The organism is Nonomuraea helvata, assembly GCF_039535785.1.
Taxonomy (GTDB): Bacteria; Actinomycetota; Actinomycetes; order Streptosporangiales; family Streptosporangiaceae; genus Nonomuraea; species Nonomuraea helvata.
Window position 1 is genome coordinate 2,697,303 of sequence record NZ_BAAAXV010000009.1, and the last position, 26,232, is coordinate 2,723,534.

The window sequence follows — 26,232 nt, forward strand, 5'->3', positions numbered from 1 at the left end:
AAGTCTCGAAAAATAGGCCTTTGAGGGCATCGCCGACGCAGGCGATCTGGCGCCTCCCTCACGTGGGGGAGATGCGGGGGATACTTGGCCTTTGTGCCCGATCTGCTGAAGAGACTCGGGGAACGCCTGCGCGCGATCCCACCGGCCGGCGTCGACTTCGCCATCACGCTGGCCGTGCTGATCGGCCAGACCGTCCCGTTCCTGTTCACGCGGAGGATGTCCGGCCCCGAACCGTGGACCCTGGCCGAATACTGGCCGGTGCTCCTCAGCTCGCTGCCGCTGCTGGTGCGCCGCCGCTTCCCGATGACGGTGTTCGTCGTGGTGGCGGCCGCCTCGGCGGTGTACTCGCTCAAGGATCCCGACATCCCGCCCCAGCCCGTTCCGTACGGCTGGCTGGCCGGCCTCTACACGGTCGCCGAGCTCTGTCCCGGCTGGCAGCGGGCGCTGGCGATCCTGCTCAGCCTGGCCCCCGGGTTCACGGTCTCACCCGCGACCTTCGTACGCAGCGCGCTGACCGCCGGGGCCGCTTACGTCATGGGCCGTGCCGTGGTGCAGCACAGGGAGTACGCGGCTCTGGTGGAGGAGCGGGCCGCCGAGCGGGAGCGGGCCAGGATCGCCCGCGACATGCACGACATCCTGGCCCACGGCATCAGCGTCATGATCGTCCAGGCTGAGGCCGGGCCGTACGCCGTGCGCAACGCGCCGGAGCGGGCGGAGCGGGCGTTCCGGGCGATAGCCGACACGGGCCGGGAGGCGCAGGGCCAGCTCCGCCGCATGCTCAACCTGCTCAGGGGCGCCGACTCCGCGCGTGCCCCGCAGCCCACCCTGGGCGGTCTCCCGGACCTGGTCGCCCGGGTCTCCGAGACGGGCCCCGCCGTACGGCTGGCCGTCGCGGGCACCCCGGCCGCCCTGCCCGCGGATGCCGAGGTGGCGGCGTACCGCATCGTCCAGGAAGCGCTCACGAACATGGTCAAGCACGCCCAGGCCGCGACCGGCGAGGTCAGGCTCGACTGGAAGGACGACGAACTGATGATCACGATCTCCGACGACGGCCGCGGGCCGGCACCCGGGGGCGGCGGCCACGGCCTGGTGGGCATGCGCGAGCGGGCGGCGGCCTGCGGCGGCGCCGTCACGTACGGCGCGGGCCCCACGGGGTTCGAGGTCGTCGTCAGGCTGCCCGTCGGGGAGCCGGCGTGACCGTCAGCGTGGTGGTGGCGGACGACCAGGAGCTGGTCAGGAGCGGGTTCGCGCTGATCGTGGACTCCCAGCCGGACATGCGGGTCGTCGCCGAGGCCGGCGACGGGCGGGAGGCGGTCGAAGCGGTCCGCCGCCACGCTCCCGACGTGGCCCTGCTGGACATCCGCATGCCCGGCATGGACGGCATCGAGGCCGCCAGGGTCGTGTGCGCGGAGACGACCACGAAGGTCATCATGCTGACCACGTTCGACCAGGACGACTATGTCTACGACGCGCTCCAGGCCGGGGCGAGCGGCTTCCTCCTCAAGGACGTGCGCGCCGACGACCTCGTTCACGCGATACGGGTCGCCGTCGGCGGCGAGGCCCTGCTCGCGCCCGCGGTCGCGCGTCGGCTGATCGACGACATCGTCCGCAAGCGGGCCCGCCCCGGGCCGCCCCCCGCGGACCTGAGCAGGCTGACCGGGCGTGAGCGCGAGACCCTCACCCTGCTCGGCCGCGGCCTGTCGAACCCTGAGATCGCGGCGGAGCTGGTGGTCAGCGAGCACACGGTGAAGACGCACGTCAGCAACGTGCTGACCAAGCTCGGCCTCCGCGACCGGATCCAGGCCGTCATCGCCGCCTATGAGACGGGCCTCATCCAGCCCGGCGGGTGAGCGATATGTGAAGGCGGCGATGTTGCGCTCCCGGCAGCGGACGGGCTAGGGCCGGAGGTCGTTGGAGAGGTTGATCCGGATCTCCGTGTTGCGGTATCCGGCGCGCCCGAACGCGGCCGCCATCGGCGCGTTGCCCGCGTCGGTGGTGGCGGTGATGCGTAGCTCTCCGTTGGCCGCGTGCATGCGGGTGATCTCGCCGAGTATCTCGTCCACGTAGCCGCGCCCCCGGAACTCCGGGACCACCCCGAGGTACCCCACGTTCACGCTGTACGGCGTCGCGGAGGGGATCGCCATTCCCGCCACCTCGCCCTCGTGCGTATAGCCGATCCGCCACCACTCCCGCTTGCCCGGCGCCCTGAGATAGAAGTCCATCTCTTCGCGCGCGGTCGCGTCCACGCCCTTGGCCGTCAGGTTCGCACGGGTCTGTGCGTCCAGGCTGCCCTCGGCGATTCTCGTGAACACCGTCAGGAACTCCTCGTCGGACGCCTCGGCGAACCGCAGCACGCCGGTCGCCGGAGGCACCCCGTCGGCGGGTGTCCACTCGAACTGCAGCCGCTCCACTTCCCGGGTGAGGCCGGCCGCGTGTGCTGCCGCCCGCCGCCATTCCACGGCCGCCGAGGTGGGCGGATCGTCGCGCCAGCCGCCGGCTGCCTTGATCGCGTACTGCACCGGCTGCGGGAATCCGGGCAGCGCGGCCCTGATCAGCTCGGCGGCGATGGCCGTGCGCTCACCCACCGCGGGGTCCACGTCGAGGCAGTCGAGCGCGACCGGGTACGCGCTGTCCCTCGGCCCCCACCACAGCGCCCGTCCCACGACCTGGTCGTCAACCTCGGCGATCCACGTCCATTCCGGCCGGTACATGTTCTCGGCCAGATCTGCGAGATAACGGTCGGCGGAGATCCAGCCGACGGGCTCGGTCACGCTCCACGCGGTCACGCGGTCGAGGTCGGCGGCGACGGTAGGGCGGTAGGAGATCATCTGGGTAAAATACCTAACCTTTGTCATCATCTGAGCAAAATATCCGCTCACGTGTTGAAGCCCACCTTTGTGCGGCCCGAAGGCGGCGGCGCACACCTTCATGAGGGGTGAAATCGCGTCGGCGCGATGGCGGACGCAGGCTACCCGGGGCTGAACGCGCGTCACTCGGCCGTGTGCCCGAGGATGGCGGCGGCCAGTTCCTCGTGTACCTCCGGCGGCAGTGTGTGCCCCATGCCCGCCACGATCCTCAGCCGCGCCCCGGGGATCTGCTCGGCGATGATCGCGCTGTGGCCCGGCTTGGCCGGCTCATGGCTGCCCTCGATGACCAGTGTGGGCGCCTTCACCTGATGGAGCACGCCCACCGGCTCGAAGTCGGGCTTGGCCATGGCTGCCAGCCGGTGGTTGACCACCGCCGACAGGTCGCGGGCCCGGTCGTAGATCCGTTCCTGCAGGCGCCGCGCCGCGTCCTCGTCGAACGGCAACCCGGTGCCGTGCAGCAGGCGCTGCTCGGCGATCATGCCGTCGATCCGCGCGCGCCGGTCCGCCGGTGGCGGGGCGGCCATCAGCGTACGGTAGAAGGCCACGAACTCCGGTGCCGGCTCCGGCAGGCTCCCCTCGGGCTGCGGCTGTCCCATCAGGGCCCGCATGATCACCTGACCCTCGCCGCCGCCGAGCGGGGAGGAGCCGATGACGGTCAGCGAGCGCACCCGCTCCGGCCGCTCCACGGCGACGAACTGGCCGAGCAGGCCGCCCGCCGAGTGGCAGACCAGGTGCGCGCTCTCCAGGCCGTGGTCATCCATCACACGGTAGACGTCGTTCTTGATGTCGTCCCATGTGTACGGCTCCGCCTCGAAGTCGACGGTGCCCGACATGCCGGTGTCACGGTGGTCGTACCGGATCACCCGGCGGTCTCCGGCGGTCAGTCGGCCGACGAACTCGTCCGGCCACAGGATGCCCTGCGACATCGAACCCATGATCAACAGGATCGGCGCATCCGTCTCGGCGCCGAACTCTTCGCTCCAGATGTTCACGTTTTGCATGCCTCAAAGCATGCCGTCGCCGGCTACCGGTGCCTTCTGTAGAACTACTGGTCGCGCCAGATCCGTACGAGGGGATGCCGTGCCGCCGGACTACCGCGCGTACGAGGTCCTCAAGCGTTATCCGCTCGCCCTGGCCAGGACGGCGATCTTCGAGGTGGTGGCGGCGAACCGGAAGAAGTCCCAGACCGTGCTCCAGGCCGGCTGGACCGATGCCGCGCCAGCCGTGCCGACCCTGCCGTAGCACGTGTCAGGCGGCGGCGCCGTACGCCGGCCCCCGTTCCTCTTTCGTCATCCGACGGCGTAGGCGCGGGCGATCGTCTGGCTGACGCGGCCACCGGCGGTGTCCGTCGCGGTGGAGCGCAGTGAGACGAATCCCGGGGTGCGTGGGTTGGAGAGCAGCGCCGTCCACCCCATTCCCGACGGGACGACGGGGACCCGGCGCCAGTTCGCGCCGTCGTCGGTGGACATCTCCAGCTGCACCGACCGCACTGCAGCCTCGGGCGCCCCGGGATTCTTCTCGATCCAGAGAGAGGTCCGCAGCAGCGATCCGGGCTTGGCACGGTTGGAGCCGTCCAGTCCGACCGGCGCGTAGCGGACCGCCGCCAGCGGCAGCGGCTGGGCGGTCTCCGTGTGCGCCGAGGCGAACGTCCAGCTGGTGTCCACCGACGTGGACAGCGCCACGTCCTGCGACTGCCTGTGCGCGGACACCGTGAGGGTGTAGGTGGCCGGGTCTGCCGGCAGCTCGGCCGCCAGAGTGCACTTGGCCGGATCCCAAGAGGCGCAGGCGGAGAGTTCGCTCTTCGCGATCACCTTGCCGCCTCGGGTGAGGGTGGCGGTTCCGGTGGCCGCGGTGTCGAAGCCGGTGCGCCCGGCCACACCATCACTGAACAGCTGTACGGCCGGGAAGCTCACCCGGTTGCCCGTGCGCTCGCCGGCCCGCGCCGTGAACGCGGGACCGGTCACGGCGGCGTTCCACACCTCGCTGCGGGGCCGCCGGTCCGGGAGGCGGTCGCTGCCGAGCAGCGTCGAGGTGCCGGCGTCGAACTCGGTGTCCCAGGTGAAGCCGGGGGTGCGGTAGTGGGTCATGACGCCGGGCGGGTCGAGGGCGGGACCTGGGAGCTGCGACCCCAGGTCGATCCCCGGCATGCGGGGCCCGAGGAACACCTGGCCCGTTCCGGGCGTGCCGGACGCCCGGTAGGACGCGGTCACCTTCACCAGGTCCCTCGTCCGGGCGCTGTAGGTCGGGTCGTCCGGGATGCCGCCGGTGCGGTAGTCGACGAGGTCGTAGCGGTACGGGCTGGGCGAGGCATCCTTTTTGTACCAAACCGTGCTGGTCATGTAGCGCACGCTGGGTTGGCGAGTGGGAAGCACGAAGTAGATCGTGTTGGGGTCGCCCGGGGCGTACCAGCCGAAGAACCACGATCCGTTGGCGATGGTGAGGCTGAACCTGGAGTCTGGCACGGCCGTGGGATCGTCGAGCGAGAACCGTACCTGCTTGCCCTTACGGGCGTCCAGCACCACGTCCTTGTCGCCGTCGACCTCCAGGGGGACGTGGGCCGTCGTGGCCTGGAACGGCTCAACAGAGTTGATCAGGTCCGTGTAGACGTTCCAGTGGCCCTTCGGTAGCCGGACCTTGGCCACGCCGTTCTCGAACGGCAGGCTCCGGCGGTCGCCGGTCTCGAGGTTGTAGGCCTCCCCCTGGCCGAGCGCCGGTTCGCCGTGCCTGTCGATGCCAGTGATCTTGATGTCGTACATCTCCGGCTCCACGTAGGCACCGACCGGCGTCCGGATCACCGTGCCCTCGGAGGCGGCGGTGACGATCCCCGGGTAGTCCCCCGGCGCCTTCTGCGTGGCGTCGATCGTGAGCGTGACCGACGCCTCCCCTCCGGCGGGCACCTCCAACCGTCCTGGCGACAGCCGTACCGTGTCGCCGCCGCCGGCCAAGTCGAGCGTGACGGGAGCGGCACCGGAGTTGACGTAGGTGATGGTCCCGGTCGCCTCCCGCTTGCCTGAGTCCCGCCAGGGGAAGTACGCCCAGGTGTGGGACGGCACAGCGATCACCTGCTGTGCCAGCGCGCGGACCACGTCCACCCGCCCGGCGCCCTGTTGGTAGGGGGAGGCGTCGTCCGCCGTCGGTTTGGCGGCGCCGACCAGCGCCTCCTTGAGCCGTTCTCCGTTCCAGTCAGGGTGACGCTGGGCGAGAATCGCGGCGGCTCCGGCCACGTGCGGCGTCGCCATGGAGGTGCCGCTGCGAGCGACATATGGCCCGTCGGCGGTGCCGGCCGCCGCTGCGGCGACGATGCCGACACCGGGGGCGACGATCTCGGGCTTGATCGCATGGTCACCCAGCCTCGGGCCGGCGCTGGAGAAGCTCGCCATTCGATCTCCCCGGTCGACGGCGCCGACGGTCAGGGCGGCGTCCGCGGAGCCGGGACTGCCCACCGACCCGGCACGGCCCTCGTTGCCGGCCGCCACGACGAACAGCGTTCCTGTCTGCGCCGACAGCGAGTCGATAGCCTGCTCCAACGGGTCGGCTCCGAGGGTATCGGTCCCGCCGATGCTCATGTTGACGATCTTCGCCTTCACCTCGGTGGCGGCCCACTCCATGCCTGCCAGCAGGGCGGAATCGGTGATGCCCCGGCTGCCCACCTTGCCGATAGCCAGTTTGGCCTCCGGCGCAACGCCCCGGTACTTCTCCCCGCGGCCGGCGATGATCGAAGCGACATGGGTCCCGTGGCCGAAGGTGTCTTGCGTGTCCGGATCGTCGGAGAAGTTCCGCTCCTGGGTCACCACGCCCTTGAGGTCTGGGTGGTCGTGGTCGTAGCCGCTGTCCAGGACGGCGACGGTTACCCCGGTGCCCGTCATGCCCTGCTTCCATGCCTCGGTGGCGCCGATCTGTTTGGTGCTCTGGTCCAGTGCGAACGCACGTCGCCCGTCGATCCAGATCTTGCTCTTGCCGCCGGAGAGCGCGCGCGGACCGGAGACGATGTCCTTCCACGTCCCGCTCGCACTCGCTTTGGGGACGCGTAAGGCGGTCATACCCAGCTTGGACATCTGCCGGGTCTGCCGCGCGGCCTGCGGTGCCGGCGCGATCCCCTGGGACGACTGCGTGATCAACGGGATGTCGCCGCGGTGTGCGTCGTCATACCCCCACTCCAGGAGCTGGGTGACGTCGAACAGCCGCTCGTCCAGCACCCCTTCGGCCACCAGCGGCATCGCGTCGGAGGGTAAGACCAGGAGATGCCCCTTGCGGTACCGCGTGGCGTACCGCACCTTCCTGCCCGGCCCCGGTTCCACCCTGAACCGGCCCTCGCCCGTCACCACGCGGTCTCCCGTGATGAGAGTGACGCTCCCTCCCGACCCGCCCGTCTGGCTGGGTGGCGTGGGTGGCGTGGGTGGCGCCCCGGTTGCCACCACGCCGACCGTTCCGGCCAGAACCGCGGCCAACAGCACACTGCCTGAATTCATACACACCTCTTCGTTGCGCCGAGGGACGACTTGGGGCGCCTAGATGTAAGGGATCTCGATTCGCACCGGTTCTGTCGCCGCCGGGGGTTTCCTGGAAAGCCGCCGGTGAGCAGGGCGGCGACAGTATGGAGATGCCATGTCGGTGCAGGTTGTTTGTCTGCGCTGTTCCACTTCCCCGGCTTGGAAACGCCAGGGTCTGCCGTCAAGTTCGACCTTCTCCAGGCCGGGGGCCAGTTGGCTGATCAGCTCGCAGACGACTTCTTCTGGCATGAATGTGCGGCCCATGACCAAACTGGAAGCGCGTATGCGCCCGCCCGCGGGCCTCACAGGTGCGTTCCCAGCGCACCGACCGCCACGCCGCCGGCGAGGATCAGCTACCGGGCGGCGGGTACGCCTCGGGGTTCGTCTTGGGGTCGGGCATCTTGTCCCAGGACGGGTCGGCGATGACCTTGCAGGGCTTGACCGGGCCGGTGACGAGGTAGCCGCTGAACCCCCACAGGACTCTGGGCTTCTCCGGGCCCGAGGTCTGGTCCGCGTTCTCGGTGAACTCCATGACGGCTGTCTGGTCCTGCTTGATGTACTGCGGGCTGATCCGCACCTGCCCGCCGCCCAGCTTGAACGTCTTGCCGTTCGCCGAGTTCGCGAGCGCTTCCCTGATCCTCTTGTGGACCTCGGGATCCTTGCTCTTGAGCTCCTCCTTGGAGAACGAGGGGCCGAGATCGGCGTCGCCCCGGTTGGGGGCACACCGGGTGCCGGGTTTGACATAGGAGACGTCGGCGGTCACGCCGAGTTTCGCCAGGTCCTCCTCGACCTGATCCGGGTCCCTGAACTCGTTGATCTTCAAGGTGATCGTGCCGTCGGTGTTCTTGGTGACCGCGTAGGCCGGAGTCTCGGACCCGGTCAGGATCGGTACCGCGACGGCCGTTGCCGCCGCGATCGCGGCCACCGCTCCTCCGGCGAGCAGGCGTCGCCTGATGCGCAGGCGTCGGGCCTTGTTCCGGGCCACGATTTCGGCTTTGAGTTCCATCAGCGTGTGCTCCTTGAAGTTCATCTCGTTCCTTCCATGACGAAGGGAGCCATCTCCGGTACGTTCCTGAGCGCCTGTCGAGCGCGGTGCAGTCTGGCCCTGGCGGCGCCCTGCCGGATGCCCAGCGCGGAGGCCGCCTCGCTGATCGTGAGCTGGTCGATGACGACCAGTTCGAGCATCGCGCGATCACCGTCCGGTAGTCCGGCCATGGCCTGGAAGGCCCGCCTGGCCACGCTCTCCGCGTCGATCCGCTCTTCGAGCTCGGCGACGTCGTCGGAGTCGAGCGGCCTTCGTCCGCCTACGCGGTCGGCCAGTCTCGTCTCCTTGAACGCCCGCCGCCGCTCGGCCGAGAGGGTGTTGCGAGCCACGCCGTACAGCCACGCGATCTCGCTGCCGAGTCCGGGCCGGTAGGTGTGACCGGAGTCGAGCACCGCGAGAAAGACCTCCGCCACCAGGTCGGCGACCGTGTTCGGATCATCGACCCTGCGCGCGAGGAACGAAGTGATCGCGTCGACATGGCGGCGGTAGAACGCTTCGAAAGCGTCCGGGTCCGTAGCGATGTCGGCCTGTCTGCGACGCACCGGCCGTGCTCCCTTCGTCGTTTACACCCCTTCTTGGTCAGCAACGGGAAAAGCGTTATGAGAGTGAACGGGTGCGCTTCGACGGACAGGTCGCCGTCAGAGCATCTTGTCCCGACGGCCTCACGGCTCAGAATCGAACGTGAGTACGATGGACTCATGTATCTGCCGCCGGAGTGGCCGCCCGAGGTCCGTCCACCCAGCGTTCCCGACTGGGAGACCTCGGCCGTGGCCTGGCTGCTCGATGCCGTGCCCCCGGACTACAGGGCCTATGAAATCTTGAAACGCTTCCCGATCGCCTTGGCCAGGATGGCTCTTCACCACGTGAACGCGGCGGTTGAAGCGGCTCGGGCGGGATACCGGAGTGCCGCGGTGGATCTCAAAGGTCAGCTCCCTCCTCATGCTGTCGAGGCGGTGCTCGACGTCTATCGCGAGGAGGGGCCGCGTCTGGTCCGCCTGGCCCGCTCCATCACCGTTGTGGAGCAAGCGTTGCGTGGCGACATGTTCACCGCGACCATGCGCAACTCCCGATGAGGTGCTCAAGAGGCGCGGATTCGTATGGATATGGCGGGGAGGGCCGGTTAGCGCGGAAAATCGTCATGTGACGGAGAAGATCGGGGTCGTGGGAGCCGGCATCGTCGGCCTGGCCGTGGCGCGCGAGCTGGCGAGGACCAGGGGCGCCGAGGTGACCGTGCTGGAGAAGGAGCCGCACGTCGGCGCCCACCAGACCGGGCACAACAGCGGCGTCGTGCACGCGGGCATCTACTACCCGCCCGGCTCGCTCAAGGCCAGGTTGTGCCGCGAGGGCGTGGCGCTGCTCAAGGAGTACTGCGCCGCGCACGCGCTGCCGTACGACGAGGTCGGCAAGCTGGTCGTCGCCAGTAACCAGGCCGAGCGGCCGCTGCTGAGCGCGCTGGCCGAGCGGGCGCGCGCCAACGGCGTGCCCGGCATCGCCGAGCTCGACGCGCTCGCGCTGCGCGAGATCGAGCCGCACGTGGTCGGCGTCGGCGCGATCCACTCGCCGTACACCGCGATCTGCGACTTCCCGGCCGTCGCACGCCGGCTCGCGCTCGACGTGGCGGAGATGGGCGGTTCTGTACGCCTTGCGCATCCGGTCAGGGGGATCAGGGAGCGTTCCGGAAAAGTCGAGGTGGTGGCGGCGAAGCGGAAGTTCGCCTTCGACCGCCTGGTGGTGTGCGGTGGGCTGGGGACCGACAAGGTGGCCGAGATGGCGGGGCATCCGGGTGATGTGCGGATTGTCCCGTTCAGAGGGGAGTTCTACGCGCTCAGGGGTGAGGCGAAGGACCTGGTGCGCGGGCTGATCTATCCGGTGCCGGATCCGCGGTACCCATTCCTGGGGGTGCATCTGACGCGGCAGATCGACGGCCGGGTGCTGGTCGGGCCGAATGCGGTGCTCGCCCTCGCCTACGAGGGCTACCAATGGCGAAATATCCGTGATTTCGGGCGGATTCTCAGCTGGCCGGGGACATTGCGCATGGCCATGGCCCACTGGCGTACCGGGATCAAAGAGGCCTACGGCTCCTTCGTCAAGAAAGCCTTCCTCAACGGAGCGCGCCGCTACGTTCCCGAGCTCACCGCCGCCGACCTCGTACGAGCCCCCGGCGGCGTCCGCGCCCAGGCCGTCGCCAGGGACGGCCGCCTGCTCGACGACTTCGTGGTCGACGTGCACGGAAACATCGTCCTGGTACGCAATGCGCCTTCGCCCGCGGCCACGTCAAGCCTGGCAATTGCCCGGCATATTGCCGGAATTGTCCCAGCACCCGTCCGATGAGTGCATCCTTGAACGTGATGGAATCACGCCTACTGATCGTCGAAGACGACCCGAACATCCTCGAGCTGCTCGCCGCCAGCCTGAGGTTCGCGGGTTTCGACGTGACCACCGCCAAGAGCGGCCACGACGCCGTCGCCGCCGTCCAGCGGCACCGCCCTGATCTCGTCGTGCTCGACGTGATGCTGCCGGACCTGGACGGCTTCGAGATCGTCAGGCGGCTGCGCGGCGGCGGGCTGCACACGCCCGTGGTGTTCCTCACCGCCCGTGACGAGACCGAGGACAAGATCCGCGGGCTCACGATCGGCGGCGACGACTACGTGACCAAGCCGTTCAGCCTGGAGGAGGTGGTCGCCAGGATCCACGCGGTCCTGCGCCGTACGAGCGGCGACCTCCCGGTGCCCCCGCCACGGCTGACGTTCGCCGACATCGAGCTGGACGAGGAGAGCCACGAGGTGTGGCGCGGAGGCAACGCGGTGGCGCTGTCGCCGACCGAGTTCAAGCTGCTGCGCTACTTCATGACGAACGCCGGCCGCGTCCTGTCCAAGCCGCAGATCCTCGACCACGTGTGGGACTACGACTTCCGGGGCGAGGTGGGCATCGTCGAGTCGTACGTGTCCGTGCTCCGCCGGAAGATCGACAACCGCAGCCCCCGGCTCATCCACACCCTGCGCGGGGTCGGATACGTGCTGCGCCTGCCACCGAGCCCCTGATGCGCGGCCTGCCGCTGCGGATCAAGCTCATCGCGTCGATGGTGGCGCTGCTCGGGTTCGGGCTGACCTTCATCGGCCTGGTGAGCGTCTCGGTGCTGCACGGCTATCTCCTGGATCGGGTGGACAGCCAGCTCACCCTGCTCAGCGCCCGCATGGTCAAGAAGGTCAGGAGCGACTGGCGCAACGACAGGGAGACCACCGACCGGCCGATCCTCATCGAGTCCGACGCGATCGTCCTCGTCAAGGAGCCCGGCGGCCAGTTCGTGCCGATGCTGACCGACCGCGACGTGGACGCGAAGCCGAAGCCGATGCTGTCGCCGTCGCCGGGCTCGGATCCGTACACCACGCACGCGATCAGCGGCGACGGTGAGTGGCGGGTGCTGGAGAGCACGGTGCAGCGGCGCACGCTCGTGGTCGCGGTGGACCTGGAGGAGGTCGACGCGATCACCAGGCGGCTCGTGCTCATCGAGCTGCTGGGCGGCGGCGGCATCCTGCTCCTGCTGGCCGTCGTGGGCGTCACCATCGTGCGGCGGAGCATGCGCCCGCTCGGCCAGATCGAGCGTACGGCCGAGGCCATCGCCGAGGGAGAGCTGGGCCGCCGGGTACCGGACGCCGACCCGCGTACCGAGGTGGGACGCCTGGCCAGGTCGCTGAACGGGATGCTCGCCCAGATCGAGGCCGCGTTCACGGCGAGGTCGGCGTCCGAGGCGGCGGCCCGCCGCTCCGAGGACCGCATGCGCCAGTTCGTCGGCGACGCCTCGCACGAGCTGCGCACCCCGCTGACCTCGATCCGCGGGTTCGCCGAGTACGCCAGGCAGAACCCCGGCGCCGACCCCGCCGAACTGATGCAGCGCGTGGAGAAGGCCGCGGGCCGGATGAGCCTGCTGGTGGACGACCTGCTGCTGCTGGCCAGAGTGGACCAGCAGCGGCCGCTCAAGATGCGCCCGGTGGACATGCTGGCCCTGGCCGCCGACGCCGTGCAGGACGCGAGGATCCTCGCGCCCGACCGGCTCATCAAGCTGGACGTGGTCGGCGGCGCGGCCCTGATCGTCTCGGGCGACGAGGTACGCCTGCGCCAGGTCATCAGCAACCTCGTCAGCAACGCGATCATCTACACCGAGCCCGGGTCACCGATCATCCTCCGGGCCGGGGCAGGCGCGGACACGTTCTTCCTCGAGGTGGTCGACCAGGGCCCCGGGCTCACCCCCGAGCAGGTCGAGCGCGTCTTCGAGCGCTTCTACCGCGCCGACTCCGCCAGGTCGCGCCGCCGTTCCGGCGAGGACAGGGGCAGCGGGCTCGGCCTGGCCATCGTGCAGGCGCTCGTCCACGCCCACGGCGGCACGGTGACGCTGGAGAGCTCCCCGGAGGCCGGCTCCACCTTCCGGGTCGAACTCCCACTTGCCTTGGAGTGAGCCTTCAGCTAACCCTCAGGTCGCTGAGTCACTCTAAGTAGGTGATGAAACCCGAGGCGCTGATCATGGTGGTGGACGACGAGCCCAGCATCCGGGACCTCCTGTCCGCCAGCCTGCGCTTCTCCGGGTTCGAGGTGCTGACCGCCGCCGACGGGCAGGAGGCCGTCGAGGTGGCCGATCGGACCTCGCCCGACCTCGTGGTGCTCGACGTGATGCTGCCGGACCTGGACGGGTTCGAGGTGGCCAAGCGGATCGACGCGCCCGTGCTGTTCCTGACCGCCCGCGGCGACACCGAGGACAAGATCGCCGGGCTGCGGGTGGGCGACGACTACGTCACCAAGCCGTTCAGCCTGGAGGAGGTGCAGGCCAGGATCCGGGCCGTGCTGCGGCGTACGCGCGGGGAGGGCGCGCCCGCCAGCAAGCTCAAGGTGGCCGACCTGGAGCTGGACGAGGACGCCCGCGAGGTGTGGCGGGCCGGCCGGCAGGTGCGCCTGTCGCCGACGGAGTTCAAGCTGCTGCACTACTTCATGGTCAACGCGGGCCGCGTGCTGTCGAAGGCGCAGATCCTGGACCACGTGTGGAACTACGACTTCGGCGGTGACGCGGGTGTCGTCGAGTCGTACGTCTCCTACCTCAGACGCAAGGTGGACGACGTCGAGCCGCGTCTCATCCACACCCTGCGCAGCGTCGGCTACGTGCTGAGAGAGCCGCCCACAGGCTGAACGCGGCCCCTCCTAGGTCGTGTTTCATAAGGCATTGAGCCACTGGTTGATCGCAGCGATGATGACGACGGCTTCGTAGCGTACGGCGAGCTTGTCGTAACGGGTCGCCATGCCGCGGTTGCCTTTGAGCAGGTTGATGCCGCACTCCACAGCGTGACGCAGCCGGTAGAACGCGGGGTCGAAGGCGGGCGGGCGACCTCCCTTCGATCCCTTGGCTCGCCGGTGAGCGTCCTGGTCGGCCTTGCTCGGAATGCACGCCTTGATCCCACGCCGGCGCAGATGAGTCCGGTTGGCCTTGCTGGTGTAGGCCTTGTCGGCCAGGACCCGGTCCGGGCGGGTCCTGGGACGGCCACCGCCGAGGCGGGCCACCCGGATCTTGCCGAGCACCGGTATGAACTGCGGGCTGTCGCCCCGCTGCCCGGCGGTCACCACCGCAGCCAGCAGCTTGCGGCCCTGCTCGCAAGCCAGATGGGTCTTGGTGGTCAGCCCGCCGCGCGAGCGCCCCAGGCCATGATCGGCCGGCTCGCTGTGCACCCCGCCGGGTGGTTCCTTTTGCAGGTGACCGTCCCGGCGTGCTCCGGCCGCGTGCTGGTGAGCCCGGGTGATGGTGGAGTCCACGCTCACCGTCCAATCGATCTTCCCGGCGGCGTCCGCACACGCCTGCAAGGCCGCCAGGATCCGCGCCCAGATCCCCTCCCGCTGCCAGCGCCGGAACAAGCCATACACGGTGAACCAGTGGCCGTAGCAGGCAGGAACGTCCCGCCACGGCGCCCCGGTCCGGATCCGCCACCGGATCCCGTCGATCAACTGACGCTTGCTCCACTTCGGCGGACGCCCCTTGCCCGATGCGGCAGGCAGATGCGGCTCCAGCGCCGCCCACTGCGCATCAGTGAGGTCGTGCCGCCTCGTCACCACTACGCTGGTCACGAGGTCTCCGGTATTTCGTTCTTCTTGGTCGTTGAACCACCTACCGGAGACCTCTTCGTTCAACGATCACCGACACGCCTCACACACGTGATCTTTCGAAACACGGCCTAGGCGCAACAATCGCTGCCTGCGGTGGACCGCTGAACACGGCCCACCGTGGGTAGCGTAAGTCCATGGACCTGCTGGGCGCGTTGGAGGCGCTGCGCCGTCCGCTGGATCGAGAGCTGTTCCCCCTGGCGGTCGGCGAGGCGGCGGTCGACCGGCGCGCGCAGCGCGAGCTCGCCGGACAGCTCGACGACTACCTGCTGCCCCGGCTGCGCGCCCTCGACGCGCCGCTGCTGGCCGTCGTCGGCGGGTCCACGGGGGCGGGCAAGTCCACCCTGGTCAACTCGCTGGTCGGGGCCGATGTGACCGAGCCCGGCGTGCTGCGGCCCACCACGCTGGTGCCCACGCTCGTGGTCAGCCCGGCCGACCGCGCCTGGTTCATGGGCCAGAACGTGCTGCCCGGCCTGTCCCGTGCCACCGGCACCGGACCCGGAGAGCTGCGGGTGGTCGCCTCCGACGCGCTGGGTCCCGGTCTCGCGCTGCTCGACGCGCCCGACATCGACTCCGTGGTGGTCGCCAACCGGGAGCTCGCCGCGCAGCTGCTGGCCGCCGCCGATCTGTGGTTGTTCGTCACGACCGCCGCCCGCTACGCCGACGAGGTGCCGTGGAGCTTCCTGCGCTCCGCCCGCGAACGCAGCACCGCCCTGGCCCTCGTACTGGACCGGGTGCCCCTGGACGCGGTCGATCCCGTCTCGCGCGACCTGTCCCGGCTCCTCGCCGAGAACGGCCTCGAAGGCACCCTGCTGTTCACCGTCCCCGAGGCCGTGCTCCCCTCCGAGCGGGCCAGGCTGCCTGCGGAGACCGTGCGGCCCGTCTCGTCCTGGCTCACCGGGCTGGCCGCCGACGCCCAGGAGAGATCCCGCGTCGTACGCCAGACACTGTCGGGAGCGCTCGACAGCCTGGCCACCCGGGTCCCCGTGCTGGCCGAGGCCGTCGAACGCCAGCAGGCGGCCTTCGAGGGCCTGCGCTCCATCGTGGAGAGCGCGTACGCGGGCGGGCTGGCCGACTTCGACGCGGGCATGCGTGACGGGTCGCTGCTGCGCGGCGAGGTGCTGGCCCGCTGGCAGGACTTCATCGGCACCGGCGACCTCATGCGCTCCCTGGAGAGCCGGGTCGGCTGGCTGCGCGACCGGATCGTCGGCTTCTTCACGGGGCGGATGCCGGAGGTCCAGCTCAGGGACGCCCTGGAGAGCGGCGTGGAGGCGCTCATCAGGGGCGCCGCCGACGGGGCCGCCGAGCGCGCCCTGGAAGGCTGGGCGGCCGCGCCCGGCGGTCCCGGCCTGCTGGAACGGCTCGGCCCCATGGAGGCCGCCCGCCTCGGCCGCGCCTCGCCCGACCTGGGCAAGCGCTCGGAGTCAGCGGTCCGCGGTTGGCAGGAGTTCGTGCTGGATCTCGTACGGGAGGAAGGTTCGGAGAGGCGGACGGCCGCCCGCGTGGCGTCGTTCGGGGTGAACGGGGCGGGCCTGCTGCTCATGCTGGCCGCGTTCGCCTCGACGGGCGGGCTGACCGGGATCGAGGTCGGCATCGCGGGCGGGACGAGCCTGCTGTCGCAGAAACTGCTCGAGGCCGTCTTCGGGGACCAGGCGGTGCGTACGCTGACCGTCTCCGCGCGGGCCGACCTGCGGGATCGGGTGCGAAGGCTGCTGGACGAGGAGTCCTACCGGTTCACGGCCCAGCTGGAGGCGGTGGAGCCGCCCAGCGGGACGGCGAGCGCGCTCCTGGTGGCGGCCGAGCGCGTCCGGATGATGGAGAAGCCATGAAGCTGCTCCGCAGGAAGGAAGGCCCGTCTCTCGACTCCCGGCTGGCGGCCCTGTTCGAGGCGGCCTCGCTGGCCGAGGGGCGGCTGGCCGAGGAGGCGGTGTCCGGCGCCCGAGAGGTCGCGGAACGGGCCGGGGCGCGCCGCAACCTCTCGATCGACCACACGGTGGCCGCGCTGGCGGGTGCGACGGGCAGCGGCAAGTCCTCGCTCTACAACGCCCTGGCGGGAGAGGACCTGGCGGCGGTGGGTGTCGTACGGCCCACCACCTCGACCGCGCAGGCGGCGCTGTGGGACGGCGAGGGCTCCGGCCCGCTGCTGGACTGGCTGGACATCCCCCAGCGCCACTCCACGGCCCCCGCCCCCGACCTGTCCGGGCTCATCCTCCTGGACCTGCCTGACCACGACTCCATCCGGCTCTCCCATCGCCTGGAGGTGGACCGCCTGGTGGGGCTGGTGGACCTGCTGGTCTGGGTGGTGGACCCGCAGAAGTACGCCGACGCCGCCCTTCACGAGCGTTACCTGCGCCCGCTGGCCGCGCACCGGGACGTGATGCTGGTGGTGCTCAACCAGGCCGACCGCCTCCCCGCGCATGCCGTCGAGCGCTGCCTCGCGGATCTCCGCCGCCTGCTGGACGAGGACGGCCTCGCGGGCGTCCCGGTCCTCGCCGTGTCCGCCCGTACCGGCGCGGGGCTCGGCGAGCTCCGCTCGCTCCTCGGTGACCGCGTCGCCCACCGCAGGTCCTGGTCCACGCGCCTCGCCGCCGACATCACCACCGCCGCCACCCGTCTCGGCGGAGCACCGGCGGAGGGCGGCGCGGGGCGGACGGTGGGGATGGACCGGGCGCTCACCGGCGCGCTGTACGACGCGGCCGGGGTGCCGCTGGTGGTCGAGGCCGTGGCCAAGGGACATCGGCACCGTGCCGTCGTGGCCACGGGGTGGCCCGTCACCCGCTGGATACGGAAGCTCAGGCCCGACCCGCTGCGCAGACTGCGCATCGGCACCACCGTCCCGGCAGGCACGCGTCCGAGCGCCGTTCTGTCGACGAAGCCGCAGGGCGAACTGGCGGGCGAGCCGTTGGACGAGCCGTCGGGCGGAGCGGCCGAGCGGCTGCCGTCGGCGTCGGGAGCGGGGATCGTGGGCCGTACGTCCGTGCCCGCTGCCTCGGCCGTACAGAGGGCGAAGGTCGAGACGGCGATCAGGGACGTCGGCGAGGCGGCCGCGGCGGGCCTGCCCGGCCCGTGGGCGGCGGCGGCGCGGCAGGCGGCGCGGTCCCGTTCCCGGGAACTGGCCGACGCGGTGGACCGGGCGGTGGCCATGAACTCCGTCCGCGCCACCAGGCGTCCCAGGTGGTGGCGGGCCGTGAACGCCCTGCAGTGGCTGGTATTCGCGGCCATGCTCGCCGGTGCCCTGTGGCTGGGAGGGCTGTTCGCGATGGACTACCTGCGCCTGCCTCAGCCGCCGCTGCCGACCGTGGGCGTGGTGCCGTGGCCGACGGTGCTGCTGCTGGGCGGAGCACTCGCCGGCGTGCTGATCGCGTTGCTGTCGCGGCTGGCCGCGTGGGCAGGCGGCAGGAGAAGGGCCAGGCGTACGGCCAGAGCTCTGCGTACGGCCATCGGCCAGGTGAGCGACGAGCTCGTGCTGGCCCCCGTCAGAGCGGAGCTCGACCGGTACGCCCGCTTCACCGAGGCAGTCAACCGAGCCCTAGACGGCACGTGACGGCCGGAGCAGCACGACCGCCAGCCCCGCCCCTACCACCGCGAACCCGGACGCCGCCAGGAAAGGCGCCGACGCCCCTAACCGCTCCCCGATCACCCCGGCCGCCCCCGACCCCAGAGCGCCCCCCACGCCGATGGCCGTGGAGATCCACCCGAACGCCTCCGCCTGGGCCGCCGGCGCGAGCTCGTCCACCAGCAGCGAAGACGTGGTCAGCGCCGGATTGAGCACCAGCCCGCCGCCGAACAGCACCGCCCAGAACAGCGGCCACGCCTCCACCACCGCCAGCGGCGCCAGCAGCACGCCGAGCACCAGCATCAGCCCGACGATCCGCGCCCCGGCCCCGGACCGCCAAGAGCGGGCGCCGTAGGCGGCGGCCCCCGCGATCCCGCCCAGGGAGAGCGCCGCCACCAGCGGCCCGGTCGCCGCTGGCACCTCACGCGCGGCGGCCAGCGCGGGCACGCCCACCTGCAGCGCTCCGATCGTCCCGCCGAGCAGCAGCACCACGGCCAGCAGCACCGGCATCCGCGGGTCCGCGAACACCCGCCCCCGCTCCCGCGAGGGCACGCCGGACCCGGCCCGCAGCGCGCGGGCGAAGCCCAGCGTCCCGGCTCCGGCCGCCACAGCCACGAGGACCAGCCCCAGCGGAGCCCCGGAAACCGCCGTGCCCCCGGACGTGGGCATGATCGCGATCAACGTCCCGAACGCCAGCGGTCCCAGGAGCATGGCCAGATCCTGCACCAGGTACACGAGGCTGTAGGCGGCCGTACGCCCCTCGCCCGCCATCCGGTGGCCCCACTCGATCCGCATGCTGACGGAGATCGGCGGCAGCCCGGCCCCCGCCATCCAGGCCAGCGCCACCACGATCCACGAGGGCCAGCGGCCGGCGCCCACGACCAGCGCGACGAGCGCCGCGACGTGCAGCAGCGCAGTGGCGGCCAGCACCGGCCCGGACCCGCGCCGGTCCATGAGCCGCCCCTGCACCGGCCGGCCCATGCCCGCTCCCACGGAGAACGCCGCCGCGGTCACCCCGGCCAGCGCCAGCGACCCGCTCGAGCCCTGCACCACCAGCACCATCCCGACAGGCGCGACCTGCTGGGTGAGCTGCGCCAGGAACCCCAGGACGGCCTGTGCGGGCACGCCGGGCAGCCCGAGCAACCTGCGGTACGGCACCGGCTCCATACGCCGTACGCTATCCCGGAAGATCAGGACGTGAGGCAGCCGTTGGCCTTGTTGCGGTTGTCGATGAACTTATGCGGCACCGGGGTCGTGTGTGCCATCACACTGGCCACTCCGGGTTCGGTGAGGACACCGCCGTTCACCAGCCAGGTGTCGGGCACGGAGATGTCCGGATAAGCCGGGATGTTTCAGTCGGTGCCGAGCGAGCCCGCGATCGCGCGCAGTGCCGACAGGAGCGGGCGCAGGAGGGGATGGGCGTCGGCTCCCCGGCGTATGGCGGCGAAGACGCGCCGCTCGGGCCCCGGCGTCTGGCGTACCGCGACCCCCGTCAGCGCCATGTCGCGCAGGGCCAGCCGTGGCACGAGAGCCACCCCCGCCCCCGCTCCGACCAGGGCGACCACGGCGCGGAAGTCGTCGGAACAGTGCGCGAGGTTCGGAGTGAACCCCGACTGCCGGCACGCGAACGTGATCACGTCGTGCACCGGATTGCCCGGATATGGCCCGATCCAGGTCGCATCGGAGAGCGACACGAGGGTGGCCGACTCCGCCAGCGGGTGTTCCTGGGGGAGCACGAGGTCGAACGGCTCGGCGTACAGCGGCAGACGCGCCAGGCGCCGGTCGGCCGCGTCGGGCGCGCCCCGGTACTCGACCGTGATCGCCAGGTCGGCCTCGCCGTCCAGCAGCATGGCCAGGCTGTGGTCGCCCTCGGCGTCCAGCACGCGTACGCGCACGCCGGGGGAGGTGGCACGCAGGGCGGTGATGGCGGGGGAGAGCACGGCGCTGATCGCGGTGGCGAAGCAGGCCACGGTGACCTCGCCCGCCTCGCCCGTGGTGTACGCGGCCACCTCGGCCTCGGCGCGTTCGAGCTGGGCGAGGACCTCGTTGGCATGCCCGAGCATGATCTTGCCGACGGCGGTGAGGTGCACGCCGCGCCCGTCACGGGTGAACAGCCGGTGTCCCACCTCGTGCTCCAGGGCGACGAGCTGCTGGGACACCGCCGAGGGGGTGAGGTGCAGCGCGGCCGCGGCGGCGGTGACCGTGCCGTGGTCGGCCACCGCCCGCAGCGTGCGCAGCCGCCGCGTGTCTATCACGCAGCGAGAATACTCACCCCGCGGTCATGAGCACGCGCCTTCAGCCCCGGGCCTGGATGAACGCCTGGACGGCGCGGTCCACGTCCTCCTCCGAGTGGGCGGCCGACAGCTGGACGCGGATCCGGGCCTGGCCGTGCGGTACGACAGGATAGGAGAAGCCGATCACATAGATGCCCAGCTCGAGCAGGCGATCGGCCATGGCGGCGGCCTCGGCGGCGTCGCCGATCATGACGGGCACGATCGGGTGATCACCGGGCAGGATGTCGAACCCCGCCTTGGTCATCTCGCTGCGGAAGCGCGCGGTGTTGGAGCGGAGCCGCTCGCGGGCCTCGTTCGAGGTCTCCAGCAGGTCGAGGATGCGCAGCGACGCCGAGGCGATGACCGGGGCGAGCGAGTTGGAGAACAGGTACGGGCGGGAGCGCTGCCGCAGCAGCTCGCAGATCTCCTTGCGGGCCGAGACGTAGCCGCCGCTGGCGCCCCCGAGCGCCTTGCCCAGCGTGCCGGTGATGATGTCGATCCGGTCGGTGACGCCGTGGAGCTCGGGCGTGCCACGACCGGTCGGCCCGACGAAGCCGACCGCGTGGGAGTCGTCGACCATCACCATGGCGTCGTACCGCTCGGCCAGGTCGCAGATGTCCCGCAACGGCGCGAGATATCCGTCCATGGAGAACACGCCATCGGTCACGATCAGCCGCCGCCGCGCCTCCGACGCCTCCTTCAGCCTGGCCTCCAGCTCGGCCATGTCGCGGTTGGCGTAACGGAAGCGCTGGGCCTTGGAGAGCCGGATGCCGTCGATGATGCTGGCGTGGTTGAGCGCGTCGGAGATCACCGCGTCCTGGGCGTCGAGCAGGGTCTCGAAGACGCCGCCGTTCGCGTCGAAGCACGAGCTGTAGAGGACGGTGTCCTCCATGCCGAGAAAGTCCGACAGGCGCGTCTCGAGCTCCTTGTGCACCTCCTGGGTGCCGCAGATGAACCGTACGGACGCCATGCCGAACCCCCACCGGTCCAGCGCCTCCTTGGCGGCCTCGACCACGGTGGGGTTGTCGGCGAGGCCGAGGTAGTTGTTGGCGCAGAAGTTCAGGACCTCGCGCCCGGCCACGCTCACCGACGAGCTCTGCGGGGTGGTGATCACGCGCTCCGGCTTGAGCAGCCCGGCCTCGGTGATCTCGTCGAGCGTCGTACGCAACTGCTCGCGCACATGTGTGAACATCAGGCGTCGCTCCTGCTCATGGTCGCGGCCGCTTCGGCCTTCGTTGGCTTCGCTCTCTCCGGCCAAGCTCCTCCGCTCCAGTCCAGGATGACCTTGCCCGTCCGGCCGCTGGCGGCCGTGTCGAAGGCGGCGTCGAAGTCTCGGTAGGGGAACCGGTCGGTGATCACGGGGGCGAGGTCGAGACCCTTCTCCAGCAGGACGGACATGTTGTACCAGGTCTCGTACATCTCCCGGCCGTACACACCCTTGATCGTGATCATGGACGTCACGACGGTCGCCCAGTCGATCGCGAACTCCTCGGCGGGCAGCCCCAGCATGGCGATCTTCCCGCCGTGGGTCATGTTCGCGATCATGTCGCGCATGGCCTGGGGGTTGCCGGACATCTCCAGCCCCACGTCGAAGCCCTCGCGCATGTGGAGCTGCCGCATGCCGTCGGCGATCGACGACCTGGAGACGTTCAGGGCGAGAGAGACGCCGAGCTTGCCGGCCAGGTCGAGGCGCTCGTCGCTGACATCGGTGATCATCACGTTGCGCGCGCCGACGTGCGTGGCCACGGCCGCGGCCATCAGCCCGATCGGGCCCGCGCCGGTGATCAGCACGTCCTCGCCGACCAAGGGGAACGACAGGGCCGTGTGTACGGCGTTCCCGAACGGATCGAAGATGGCCGCCACGTCGGGGTGGACGGGGACCCGGTGCACCCAGACGTTGGATGCGGGCAGCGTGACGTATTCGGCGAAGGCGCCGTTCCTGTTGACCCCGAGTCCGACCGTGTTGCGGCACAGGTGGCGGCGGCCCGCCATGCAGTTGCGGCACTTGCCGCACACGAGGTGGCCCTCGCCGCTGACGAGGTCGCCGACGGCCACGTCCTCGACGCCCGGCGCCACTTCGACCACGTGGCCGCAGAACTCGTGCCCGACGATCAGCGGAAGCCGCAGAGTCTGCCGCGCCCAATCATCAAATTTCCGGATGTGCAGGTCGGTGCCGCAGATGCCGGTCCGTAGCACCCGGATCTTCACCTCGCCGGGGCCCACCTCCGGCTCCGGCACGTCCACAAGCCAGAGGCCGGCCTCGGCCTTCTCCTTGACCAGCGCTTTCATGGCTCCATTTCCCCCTAGTCCGAACCTAACGCACTGTGCCCGCTCACCTCCGAGCATGTCCATCGAGGGATTCTTAAGTGCCCCCACAGCTCTGCTTCACGCCGCAGCAAAGCCGCCCCTTCGGCGCACGGCCGTGTCGGTTCGGCGGCATCGGTGCAGGGGCTGTGCTCATAGCTGCGCGATTTGCGCTAGTTATTTGCATAAATAGGTACTAGCCTGGGCCGGCTGCGGCTGATCGGAGAAAGGACACACGTACCAGTGGAAGACCTGCGCATCGGCGTCATCGGCCTCGGCCTGCGTACGAGCCTCGCCCTGCACGCGCACCGGCCGGGCGGGGGCTCGGTCGTGACCGCCCTGTGCGACTCCGACCCGGCGGTGCTCAAGCGGCAGGCGGGGAGGTTCGAGGCCGGGTTCCTGACCGGGGACCACCGCGAGCTGCTCGCCCGGCGCGACCTCGACGCGATCATCGTCAACACCCCCGACGACACCCACGAGGCCATCGCCGTCGACTGCCTCCAGGCCGGCAAGCCCGTCTACCTGGAGAAGCCGATGGCGATCACGGTGGAGGGCTGCGACAACATCCTGCGCGCCGCCCGCGACACCGGCACCCGCCTGTACGTGGGGCACAACATGCGTCACATGGGCGTGGTACGGCTCATGCGCGACATCATCCGCAAGGGCGTCATCGGCGAGCCGAAGACCGTCTGGGTGCGCCACTTCGTGTCGTACGGCGGCGACTACTACTTCAAGGACTAGCACGCCGACCGCACCCGCACCACGGGCCTGCTGCTGCAGAAGGCGGCGCACGACCTGGACGTGATCCACTGGCTGGCCGGCGGCTACACCTCCAGGGTGAACGCGTTCGGCGACCTCATGGTCTACGGCGACCTGCCGCGCCGCGCGCCCGGCACGCCGCGGCCCGACGGGTGGCTCCAGGAGTACGAGTGGCCGCCGGTCTCACGCACCGGCCTGCACCACGTCGTGGACGTCGAGGACGTGTCGGTCATGAACATGCGGCTCGACAACGGCGTCATCGCCGCCTACCAGCAGTGCCACTTCACCCCCGACTACGTGCGCAACTACACGGTCATCGGCACGGAGGGCCGCCTGGAGAACTTCGGCGACGGGCCGGGCGACACGGTCAAGGTGTGGAACACGGGCCCCACGGCCTACCGGGACGACTGCGACATCGCGTACAAGGTGCCACTCGCGGAGGGGTCGCACGGAGGCGCGGACGCGCAGATCATGGCGGAGTTCTGCCGGTTCGTCCGCGATGGCGGCGCGACGGACACCTCTCCGGTGGCGGCCAGGATGAGCGTGGCGGCCGGCTACATGGCCACGATGTCGCTGCGGAACGGGGGCATGCCGTACGACGTGCCGCCGCTGGATCCTGAGCTGGCCGCGTACTTCGACGCCGGGCAGGGCTGACCGGAATACGCTGAGTGCCGCGGAACCCGGCCGCGTCCTGCGGACAGTAGACAGATGTGGATATGTCGATGCGTGCCCGCATACGCGGCGGGGACAAGGCGGCGTTCGGCGAGCTCTTCGACGACTGCGCGAAATCCGTCTACAACCATGCCTTCCGCCTGACCGCCAACTGGTCCACGGCCGAGGACGTGATGGCGCTGACGTTCCTCGAAGCCTGGCGATTACGGCAGCGGATCGACCCCGAGGGCGGCTCGCTGCGGCCCTGGCTCCTCGGTATCGCCACCAACGTCGCCCGGAACGTGCGCCGGGCCGCCCGCAGGCACGACGACGCCCTGGCCCGGCTGCCCCGGGGCGAGGAGGTGCCGGACTTCGCCGACGAGGTCGTGGGCCGCATCGACGACGCCGAGCGCCTGGCGGCGGTGCGGCAGGCGTACGGGCGGCTGCGCCGCCAGGAGCAGGACGTGTTCGCGCTGTGCGTGTGGGCCGGTCTCGACTACGCCCAGGCGGCCGAGGCGCTCGGCGTCCCGGTGGGAACCGTGAAGTCCCGGCTGTCGCGGGCCAGGAAGAAGCTCGCGGATCGGGAACCGCCCCCGGATCCCCGACAGGTAGTAGGTGACCTCGGCCCCGAGAAGGAGGAGATCCGATGAACTGGCCGGCCGAACGCGATCTTCCCGAGGGCCGTCACCGACTGCTCAAGGAGTTCGTCATGACCGAGATCGACCGCAAGCCCACGTGGAGGCGCCTCACCGTCCTGGCCCCCGTCGCGGGGCTGGCGGCCGCCGCCGCGGTGGCCGTCCCGCTGTTCCTGGGCGGCACTCCCGCGTACGCGGTGACCAGGGGCCCCAACGGCCTCATCCAGATCACCATCAACGAGGCCAAGGATCCGAAGAAGCTCCAGGCGGACCTGCAGACCATGGGGGCGAACGTGGTGGTGGACTACATCCCCCACGGCAAGAAGTGCAGCCCGCAGCCGCGTAGCAGCCACTTCCTCAGCCAGGAGGAGGCGCCGCTGGCGGTCTTCCCGAACCCGAAGGGCTGGGAGCCGACGGAGGGCTCGGAGCCGGGCTTCCTCATCGACCCGCGCGTGATCAAGCCGGGCCAGACGGGGGTGCTGGAGTTCAGCGTCAGTGAGGTTGGGGGCGGCGTCGTGGCGGGCATCTGGGCCCGCGTGGGCGAAGGCCCGATCGCCGACTGCACGCTGGTGGACACCCAGGACGCACCACTGTCGCACTGACCAGGTGAAACGACGGCGCCCGCCGCACGCTCGTGTGCGGTGGGCGCCGTTGTCATTAGTGGGGACTCCAGGGTTGGAATCGCCGTTCTAACTGTGCAACACTGTTGCAAGCTTGCTACATGGTCGGAAAAGGAAGACACCAACACAACGAGATCAACGCGGCCCTCAAGGCGATCCGCAAGATCGGGTGGTTGACCTTGGTGGAGACCCACAACGGTCACCGCTGGGGAAGGGCCGACTGCGTCTGCGGACGCGATCCGTACACAATCTGGTGCACGCCGCGAAACCCGGGCAACCACGCGAGAGACATTCTCAAATGGGTCGGTAAGCATGCGGTGTGCGCCAAGAGCGAGGAGGAGTCATGATCGAGTGGGACTTCAGCATCACTCTGAACCGCGAACCCATCGACGAAGAGCTGGATGTGCTCTACGAGGCCGGTCTCGACGACTGCTCGATCGGGGGCACCTACCTCCACTGCGACCGTGAGGCGGAGACCCTGATGGACGCGATCGAATCCGTTCTCCTCCAGATCAGGACGGTCCCGGGTCTCTGGGCGACCGGCGTGGGCGAGGACGACGGGGTGACGCTGGGAGACGCGGCGCGCCGCCACGGGGGCCGTACGCAGGCCAGCCTGCGGCAGCTAGCGACAGGGCAGCGCGGTCCCGGGGGTTTCCCGAAGCCGCTGATCGAGGCCGACAACATCAGCCTCTACTCCTGGGCCGAAATCTCGGAGTGGTTGCGCACCACGATGGGCGACGACATCCCGTCGGTGAACCGCGACATCGTCATCGCCGACGCCGCGGTCAAACTGGCCTGCCGCGCCAGGGAGACTCACCAGCAGGCCCAGGTGGGTCACCTCTACGAGATCGCCTGCTGATCCCCGGCGGACGGCTCACCCCTCAACCGACCTGC

At 70.3% G+C, this 26,232-nt stretch carries 25 protein-coding genes and 1 pseudogene; 15 read left to right on the top strand and 11 right to left on the bottom strand.

The features are described 5' to 3' along the window. Window positions 1-93 precede the first annotated feature (93 nt). Complete coding sequence (locus ABD830_RS45910; protein ID WP_345001480.1) at window positions 94-1,197, top strand: sensor histidine kinase; 1,104 nt, start codon at window positions 94-96, stop codon at window positions 1,195-1,197. After that, window positions 1,194-1,850 (top strand): response regulator, encoded by a 657-nt coding sequence (locus ABD830_RS45915; RefSeq protein ID WP_345001482.1) that lies wholly within the window; start codon window positions 1,194-1,196, stop codon window positions 1,848-1,850. The genes ABD830_RS45910 and ABD830_RS45915 overlap by 4 nt, the downstream gene beginning before the upstream one ends. A gap of 45 nt (window positions 1,851-1,895) precedes the next feature. On the opposite strand, the gene ABD830_RS45920 is transcribed toward ABD830_RS45915, so the two are convergent. Next, window positions 1,896-2,828, bottom strand: coding sequence for a GNAT family N-acetyltransferase (locus ABD830_RS45920; protein ID WP_345001484.1), 933 nt, complete (start codon window positions 2,826-2,828; stop codon window positions 1,896-1,898). A 161-nt stretch (window positions 2,829-2,989) separates the two neighbouring features. Continuing rightward, window positions 2,990-3,868: an alpha/beta fold hydrolase gene (locus tag ABD830_RS45925; RefSeq protein ID WP_345001486.1), complete on the bottom strand. Its 879-nt coding sequence runs from the start codon at window positions 3,866-3,868 to the stop codon at window positions 2,990-2,992. Between the two features lie 79 nt (window positions 3,869-3,947). Here ABD830_RS45925 and ABD830_RS45930 point away from each other — a divergent pair, with 79 nt between their 5' ends. Beyond that, window positions 3,948-4,109 carry a hypothetical protein gene (locus tag ABD830_RS45930; RefSeq protein ID WP_345001489.1) on the top strand — a complete coding sequence of 54 codons (162 nt, stop codon included), beginning with the start codon at window positions 3,948-3,950 and terminating at the stop codon, window positions 4,107-4,109. A 47-nt stretch (window positions 4,110-4,156) separates the two neighbouring features. Here the strand turns inward: ABD830_RS45930 and ABD830_RS45935 are convergent, their stop codons facing one another. The 3 genes from ABD830_RS45935 to ABD830_RS45945 all read right to left on the bottom strand — a co-directional run bounded on the left by ABD830_RS45935 (window position 4,157) and on the right by ABD830_RS45945 (window position 8,944). After that, a complete protein-coding gene (locus tag ABD830_RS45935; RefSeq protein ID WP_345001491.1) occupies window positions 4,157-7,336 on the bottom strand; it encodes a S8 family serine peptidase in 3,180 nt (1,059 codons plus the stop codon). Between the two features lie 370 nt (window positions 7,337-7,706). Then, on the bottom strand, window positions 7,707-8,387 hold the full coding sequence (locus ABD830_RS45940; protein ID WP_345001494.1) for a hypothetical protein: 681 nt from the start codon (window positions 8,385-8,387) through the stop codon (window positions 7,707-7,709). Next, window positions 8,384-8,944, bottom strand: a complete 561-nt coding sequence (locus ABD830_RS45945) for an RNA polymerase sigma factor (RefSeq protein WP_345001496.1) — start codon at window positions 8,942-8,944, stop codon at window positions 8,384-8,386. The genes ABD830_RS45940 and ABD830_RS45945 overlap by 4 nt, the downstream gene beginning before the upstream one ends. A gap of 156 nt (window positions 8,945-9,100) precedes the next feature. Here ABD830_RS45945 and ABD830_RS45950 point away from each other — a divergent pair, with 156 nt between their 5' ends. The 5 genes from ABD830_RS45950 to ABD830_RS45970 all read left to right on the top strand — a co-directional run bounded on the left by ABD830_RS45950 (window position 9,101) and on the right by ABD830_RS45970 (window position 13,577). Further along, on the top strand, window positions 9,101-9,475 hold the full coding sequence (locus ABD830_RS45950) for a hypothetical protein (RefSeq protein ID WP_345001498.1): 375 nt from the start codon (window positions 9,101-9,103) through the stop codon (window positions 9,473-9,475). Between the two features lie 67 nt (window positions 9,476-9,542). Beyond that, entirely contained in the window at window positions 9,543-10,733 is a 1,191-nt protein-coding gene (lhgO, locus tag ABD830_RS45955) for an L-2-hydroxyglutarate oxidase (protein WP_345001501.1), read from the top strand. A 17-nt stretch (window positions 10,734-10,750) separates the two neighbouring features. After that, window positions 10,751-11,443 (top strand): response regulator transcription factor, encoded by a 693-nt coding sequence (locus ABD830_RS45960; RefSeq protein ID WP_345001503.1) that lies wholly within the window; start codon window positions 10,751-10,753, stop codon window positions 11,441-11,443. Beyond that, on the top strand, window positions 11,443-12,855 hold the full coding sequence (locus tag ABD830_RS45965) for a sensor histidine kinase (protein WP_345001505.1): 1,413 nt from the start codon (window positions 11,443-11,445) through the stop codon (window positions 12,853-12,855). The genes ABD830_RS45960 and ABD830_RS45965 overlap by 1 nt, the downstream gene beginning before the upstream one ends. 44 nt (window positions 12,856-12,899) lie before the next feature. Next, complete coding sequence (locus ABD830_RS45970; protein ID WP_345002255.1) at window positions 12,900-13,577, top strand: response regulator transcription factor; 678 nt, start codon at window positions 12,900-12,902, stop codon at window positions 13,575-13,577. Window positions 13,578-13,601: 24 nt separating this feature from the next. On the opposite strand, the gene ABD830_RS45975 is transcribed toward ABD830_RS45970, so the two are convergent. Then, the gene (locus tag ABD830_RS45975; protein ID WP_378521066.1) at window positions 13,602-14,489 is read right to left on the bottom strand and encodes an IS5 family transposase; all 888 of its coding nucleotides are present in this window, start codon (window positions 14,487-14,489) and stop codon (window positions 13,602-13,604) included. A gap of 188 nt (window positions 14,490-14,677) precedes the next feature. Between ABD830_RS45975 and ABD830_RS45980 the strand changes: the two genes are divergently transcribed. Then, window positions 14,678-16,369 (top strand): GTPase family protein, encoded by a 1,692-nt coding sequence (locus tag ABD830_RS45980; RefSeq protein ID WP_345001507.1) that lies wholly within the window; start codon window positions 14,678-14,680, stop codon window positions 16,367-16,369. Then, a complete protein-coding gene (locus ABD830_RS45985; protein WP_345001509.1) occupies window positions 16,366-18,084 on the top strand; it encodes a GTPase family protein in 1,719 nt (572 codons plus the stop codon). The genes ABD830_RS45980 and ABD830_RS45985 overlap by 4 nt, the downstream gene beginning before the upstream one ends. Here ABD830_RS45985 and ABD830_RS45990 read toward each other — a convergent pair. Genes ABD830_RS45990 through tdh form a run of 5 tightly spaced genes read right to left on the bottom strand, consistent with a single transcriptional unit; the run spans window position 18,070 to window position 22,658 of the window. Then, entirely contained in the window at window positions 18,070-19,263 is a 1,194-nt protein-coding gene (locus ABD830_RS45990; protein ID WP_345001511.1) for an MFS transporter, read from the bottom strand. The genes ABD830_RS45985 and ABD830_RS45990 overlap by 15 nt on opposite strands. A gap of 23 nt (window positions 19,264-19,286) precedes the next feature. Continuing rightward, the gene (locus ABD830_RS45995) at window positions 19,287-19,421 is read right to left on the bottom strand and encodes a hypothetical protein (protein ID WP_345001514.1); all 135 of its coding nucleotides are present in this window, start codon (window positions 19,419-19,421) and stop codon (window positions 19,287-19,289) included. A gap of 27 nt (window positions 19,422-19,448) precedes the next feature. Next, a complete protein-coding gene (locus ABD830_RS46000) occupies window positions 19,449-20,351 on the bottom strand; it encodes a LysR family transcriptional regulator (RefSeq protein WP_345001516.1) in 903 nt (300 codons plus the stop codon). Between the two features lie 40 nt (window positions 20,352-20,391). Continuing rightward, window positions 20,392-21,561: a glycine C-acetyltransferase gene (locus tag ABD830_RS46005; protein ID WP_345001518.1), complete on the bottom strand. Its 1,170-nt coding sequence runs from the start codon at window positions 21,559-21,561 to the stop codon at window positions 20,392-20,394. After that, the gene (gene tdh / locus ABD830_RS46010) at window positions 21,561-22,658 is read right to left on the bottom strand and encodes an L-threonine 3-dehydrogenase (protein ID WP_345001521.1); all 1,098 of its coding nucleotides are present in this window, start codon (window positions 22,656-22,658) and stop codon (window positions 21,561-21,563) included. Before tdh ends, ABD830_RS46005 begins: the two co-directional genes overlap by 1 nt. 258 nt (window positions 22,659-22,916) lie before the next feature. On the opposite strand from tdh, the gene ABD830_RS46015 reads away from it, so the two are divergent. The 5 genes and pseudogenes from ABD830_RS46015 (at window position 22,917) to ABD830_RS46035 (ending at window position 26,197) form a co-directional block, all read left to right on the top strand. Beyond that, window positions 22,917-23,414 carry a Gfo/Idh/MocA family protein gene (locus ABD830_RS46015; RefSeq protein WP_345001523.1) on the top strand — a complete coding sequence of 166 codons (498 nt, stop codon included), beginning with the start codon at window positions 22,917-22,919 and terminating at the stop codon, window positions 23,412-23,414. A gap of 18 nt (window positions 23,415-23,432) precedes the next feature. Then, window positions 23,433-24,086 (top strand): annotated as a pseudogene (locus tag ABD830_RS46020) (Gfo/Idh/MocA family protein); the annotation flags it as partial. Window positions 24,087-24,154: 68 nt separating this feature from the next. Then, complete coding sequence (locus tag ABD830_RS46025; protein ID WP_345001526.1) at window positions 24,155-24,733, top strand: RNA polymerase sigma factor; 579 nt, start codon at window positions 24,155-24,157, stop codon at window positions 24,731-24,733. Further along, the gene (locus tag ABD830_RS46030; protein WP_345001528.1) at window positions 24,730-25,320 is read left to right on the top strand and encodes a hypothetical protein; all 591 of its coding nucleotides are present in this window, start codon (window positions 24,730-24,732) and stop codon (window positions 25,318-25,320) included. Before ABD830_RS46025 ends, ABD830_RS46030 begins: the two co-directional genes overlap by 4 nt. A 361-nt stretch (window positions 25,321-25,681) precedes the next feature. Beyond that, window positions 25,682-26,197, top strand: coding sequence for a hypothetical protein (locus tag ABD830_RS46035; RefSeq protein ID WP_345001530.1), 516 nt, complete (start codon window positions 25,682-25,684; stop codon window positions 26,195-26,197). The last annotated feature ends 35 nt before the right edge of the window (window positions 26,198-26,232 follow it).

Bases quoted from the DNA above. Each gene is read 5' to 3' on its own strand.
- ABD830_RS45920 (WP_345001484.1), bottom strand. From the start codon at position 2,828: ATGATCTCCTACCGCCCTACCGTCGCCGCCGACCTCGACCGCGTGACC.
- ABD830_RS45925 (WP_345001486.1), bottom strand. From the start codon at position 3,868: ATGCAAAACGTGAACATCTGGAGCGAAGAGTTCGGCGCCGAGACGGAT.
- ABD830_RS45935 (WP_345001491.1), bottom strand. From the start codon at position 7,336: ATGAATTCAGGCAGTGTGCTGTTGGCCGCGGTTCTGGCCGGAACGGTC.
- ABD830_RS45940 (WP_345001494.1), bottom strand. From the start codon at position 8,387: ATGAACTTCAAGGAGCACACGCTGATGGAACTCAAAGCCGAAATCGTG.
- ABD830_RS45950 (WP_345001498.1), top strand. From the start codon at position 9,101: ATGTATCTGCCGCCGGAGTGGCCGCCCGAGGTCCGTCCACCCAGCGTT.
- ABD830_RS45960 (WP_345001503.1), top strand. From the start codon at position 10,751: ATGGAATCACGCCTACTGATCGTCGAAGACGACCCGAACATCCTCGAG.
- ABD830_RS45965 (WP_345001505.1), top strand. From the start codon at position 11,443: ATGCGCGGCCTGCCGCTGCGGATCAAGCTCATCGCGTCGATGGTGGCG.
- ABD830_RS45970 (WP_345002255.1), top strand. From the start codon at position 12,900: ATGAAACCCGAGGCGCTGATCATGGTGGTGGACGACGAGCCCAGCATC.
- ABD830_RS45980 (WP_345001507.1), top strand. From the start codon at position 14,678: ATGGACCTGCTGGGCGCGTTGGAGGCGCTGCGCCGTCCGCTGGATCGA.
- ABD830_RS45985 (WP_345001509.1), top strand. From the start codon at position 16,366: ATGAAGCTGCTCCGCAGGAAGGAAGGCCCGTCTCTCGACTCCCGGCTG.
- ABD830_RS45990 (WP_345001511.1), bottom strand. From the start codon at position 19,263: ATGGAGCCGGTGCCGTACCGCAGGTTGCTCGGGCTGCCCGGCGTGCCC.
- ABD830_RS46005 (WP_345001518.1), bottom strand. From the start codon at position 21,561: ATGTTCACACATGTGCGCGAGCAGTTGCGTACGACGCTCGACGAGATC.
- tdh (WP_345001521.1), bottom strand. From the start codon at position 22,658: ATGAAAGCGCTGGTCAAGGAGAAGGCCGAGGCCGGCCTCTGGCTTGTG.
- ABD830_RS46025 (WP_345001526.1), top strand. From the start codon at position 24,155: ATGCGTGCCCGCATACGCGGCGGGGACAAGGCGGCGTTCGGCGAGCTC.
- ABD830_RS46030 (WP_345001528.1), top strand. From the start codon at position 24,730: ATGAACTGGCCGGCCGAACGCGATCTTCCCGAGGGCCGTCACCGACTG.
- ABD830_RS46035 (WP_345001530.1), top strand. From the start codon at position 25,682: ATGATCGAGTGGGACTTCAGCATCACTCTGAACCGCGAACCCATCGAC.